The sequence below is a fragment of the Streptomyces sp. NPDC047028 genome (genome assembly GCF_040644095.1).
In the GTDB taxonomy this organism is placed as follows: Bacteria; Actinomycetota; Actinomycetes; order Streptomycetales; family Streptomycetaceae; genus Streptomyces.
This window is the reverse complement of sequence record NZ_JBEYVS010000116.1, coordinates 1-3,368: the sequence shown is the minus strand read 5'-3', so window position 1 is coordinate 3,368 and position 3,368 is coordinate 1. Positions and strand designations below refer to the sequence as shown.

General features: G+C 69.7%; 1 protein-coding gene. It reads right to left on the bottom strand.

Going from position 1 to position 3,368, the window contains the following annotated elements; genetic code table 11:
* Positions 1-106: 106 nt before the first annotated feature.
* Positions 107-3,368 (bottom strand): beta galactosidase jelly roll domain-containing protein (locus tag ABZ854_RS37120; RefSeq protein WP_361220442.1); only part of this gene is annotated, 3,262 nt, incomplete at its 5' end.

Below are 3,368 nucleotides of genomic sequence, written 5' to 3'. Positions count from 1 at the left end.
TTGGAGGCGCCCGGCTATCTCTCCGAGCTGATGGCCGCCAAGGCGGAACGCGAGCCGGGCCGTGCTGGACGGCCCGGTCGGCCCGTGCGGGGGGTTGCGGGGACGGTCAGGAACAGGTCAGTACCGGGTTCGCCCAGTCCGCGTGGTCGTTGCCGGGGCCGTCTCCCCCGTCGCCCACCGACAGGTCGAGGATCTGGCCGCCGGTCACCGGTACGTCGATGGTGACGGGGTCCGAACTCCCGTACATGACCGGGGTGGTGGCTAGCGTCTTGCCGTCGACGATGACGGAGAAGGTGACGCTGGCGGGGTCGCCGTTGTCGACGCCGACGGTGGCGGTGAACTTGCTGCACTGTCCGCCGAGGTTGATCAGTACGTCGCTGGGCGCGTTGGTGCCCAGGCCCTTGTCGTAGACGGTGCCGCCGAGCTTGAGCGGGGTGCCGTCGTTCCCCTGGTTGCCGCCGACGCTCTGGTCTCGCTCGACCGGGCCCCAGCCGTTGGTGGCCGACAGGAACTCCAGGTCGCTGACCTTGACGGTGCCGGCGGGCGGCGGGGGCGGGGTGGCGGCGACGATCCGTTCGTCACGGGCGGTGCTGCGCTTGTGGCGCTGCTCGAAGTGGGCGGTGGCCTTCAGTGCGTTGGCCTTGGCGACGTCCGACGGGGCGGTGACGTCCCAGCTGTACGTCAAGGAGCCGCCGGCCTTGACGCGCCGGGCGTCGGACGCGTCGGGTGCCGTCTTGGGGGTCACCTTCCAGCCGTCGGGTGCGTCCAGTCGAGCCGTCACGTCGGAGGCCTCAGGGGCGTGGTCGGCGACCTGGAAGGTCGCGGTGGCGGTGAAGTGCCCTCCCGCGGCGGCCGATCCGGGCGTCTTCAGGGCGACGGACGCCTTCGGAGCGGCGGGCATGGCGTACTGGGACTTGTGGTAGCGGGGGCTGTCGTTCTGGGCGACGGTCAGCGAGGAGGCGTAGCTGCCGTAGTTCGTCAGGGCGACCTTGCCCAGGCCGCCGGTGGAGCCGTCCAGGTTCCAGACCGCGATGGTGATCCGGTTCTTCCCGTGCGGGTTCAGGACGCCGTCGGGGACGGGGAAACTGTGCTGCGGGCCCAGGTAGTTGACGTAGTTGCCCATGTGCCAGCCGTTGACGTAGATCTCCGCGCGGTACTTGCGGGACGGGTCGTCGGTGAGGGTGAGGCCGAGGGACGTGTCCTGCTTCTTGGGCAGGTGGAGGGTGACGTCGGTGGAGTACCAGGAGACGCCCGGGGTGGTGTCGGTCGCGGGCAGGGTGGTGGGGGTCCACTTGGCGGTGGGGTGGCCGGGCAGCATCCAGCCGGCCCGTTCGCCGTACAGGCCGCCGGTGGCCAGCGGGCCGCGTACGTCGTCCACGGGCTTCTCGCCGCCGCGTACGCCCTGGAGCCGCCAGGTGACGGTGTTCAGCGGGTCGCCGGTGAGCAGGGCGCCGGTGAGTCCCCGGGCGGCCTTGTTGCCGTTGGACTCGTTGTAGTCCTCCTCGTGGCCCATGTTGACGGTCAGGACGGAGATGACGTTGTCGCCGCCGGTCTTCACCGTGCCGGCGGGGAAGGTGTAGGTCGTGCGGCCGTCCTGGGTGGAGCTGCCGAGGAAGTGGCCGTTGAGCCAGACCGAGGAGGCCGCCGCGCGGCCGCCGCTCTGTGTCGAGAGGCTGATGCCGGTCTCCTTGCCGGTGCCGGTGAACCGGCCGCGGTACCAGGTGCTGCCGGTGTGGAAGCCGTAGTCGTCGGCGAACAGGACGGGCAGGTTGCCCGGGGTGGTGGTGCTGTGGCTGGTCGTCTTGTCGGCGACCTGCCAGGTGGAGTCGTCGAATCCGGGCTGTGCCTCGGGGGATTCCGCGGTGTGCTTCCAGCCGGTCAGCGCGGGCAGTTCGACGGGGGCGGCAGTGGGCAGGGTGCCGGTGACGCCGCCGCCGTCCGTGGCGGTGGTGTGGACCCGCTTGCCGTTCCAGGTGACGGAGTGGGCGTCGGCGAAGACCTCCACCGAGCCGTCGGTGCCGGTGTCGCCGGTCAGGTTCAGGGTCGTTCCGTCGTACGACGCGCCGCGCAGCAGGTGGGTACCGCGCACCAGGACCGGACCGTGCGAGGTGTCCTGGCGCCAGAACGTCTTGGCGACCGTCTTGTCGGCGAGCAGCAGGGTCAGCGGGTGGCCGCCGCCGGTGATGCTGACGCGGGCCAGGCCGTCGTGCCGGTAGTTGAGGCGCAGGTCGCCGGTGCTCTCGTCCCAGTTGACGTCGACGTCGCCGCCGGTGGTCTTCCACTGGGGCTTGGAGTCGTAGTGCAGGACCGTCTCGCCGTCGGAGCCCTTGTCGCCGTAGAGGACGGCGATGTCCTTGCCGGCGATGGTGGCGTCGGTCATGAGCTGGGAGGTGGAGTACTGGAGGTGGTTGCCGCCGAGGTCGTAGTCGGCGAGGAGGATCGAGGACTCGCGGCCGTCCAGGGTGAGCGAGGTGCCGGGCTGCTGGGGGACGGTGTAGACGGCGTCGGCGGAGGAGCCGCTGGTGACGTCGATGGCGTCGACCGGTACGAACGTGCCGGTGGCGGCGCTGTTCTTCTCCCCGGTCACCACGATCTTCAGGGTGTGCGGGCCCTTCTTGAGGCCGCTCGCCCGGTAGGCCAGGACCTGCTTCTTCCGGGGGGAGCCGTAGGTGTCGACGGTCTTGACCTTGGTGCCGTCGAGGTAGACGTCGGCGGTGCCGTGGTTTCCGTCGTAGTTACTGATCCACTTCACGCCGGTGCCGGTGAACGGCACGGTGAGGCTGTCACCGGCGGTGTCCGAGAAGGTCTCGGTGCGCTTGTAGTCGCCCTCGGTCCAGTCCTGTTCCGCGCCGGCGTGCGACCAGCCGCCGCTGTAGTCCAGGGCCGGGTCCAGGTCGTCGTAGGTGTATCCGGTGTGGGCGCCGAGGTCGATCGTCACGTGCGTCTTGTCGGTGCTGGTGGCGGTGGAGTCGGTGTGCCGCAGGACGTGGAACTGCGTGCCGGTGTCGGGGTTGACGCGCGCCGTGTCCGTGATCTTCGTGTTGTCGGGGGGTGTCGCGGCCAGCGGGTCGGTCTTGGTGAGGGGAGCCACGGCCTGGGTGAAGTAGCCGATCAGCTTGTCCTCGTAGTACTTCGGGTGCAGCTGGCGGTTCTCGCGGATCGCCGCGCCGTAGTCGTACGACGTGTAGTTCTGCGGCATGCCCAGCCAGCCCCAGTTGGTGCCGCCGTAGGTCATGGAGAAGCTCTGCGACGTCGCACCGACGGCGATGTTCTGCTTGTAGAACACGTCGGCGAACTTGTCGTTGATCAGTTCCGCGCACTTGTCGTAGCCGGGTCCGCCCCAGGGGTCGAAGGCGCCGCCCTGGAAC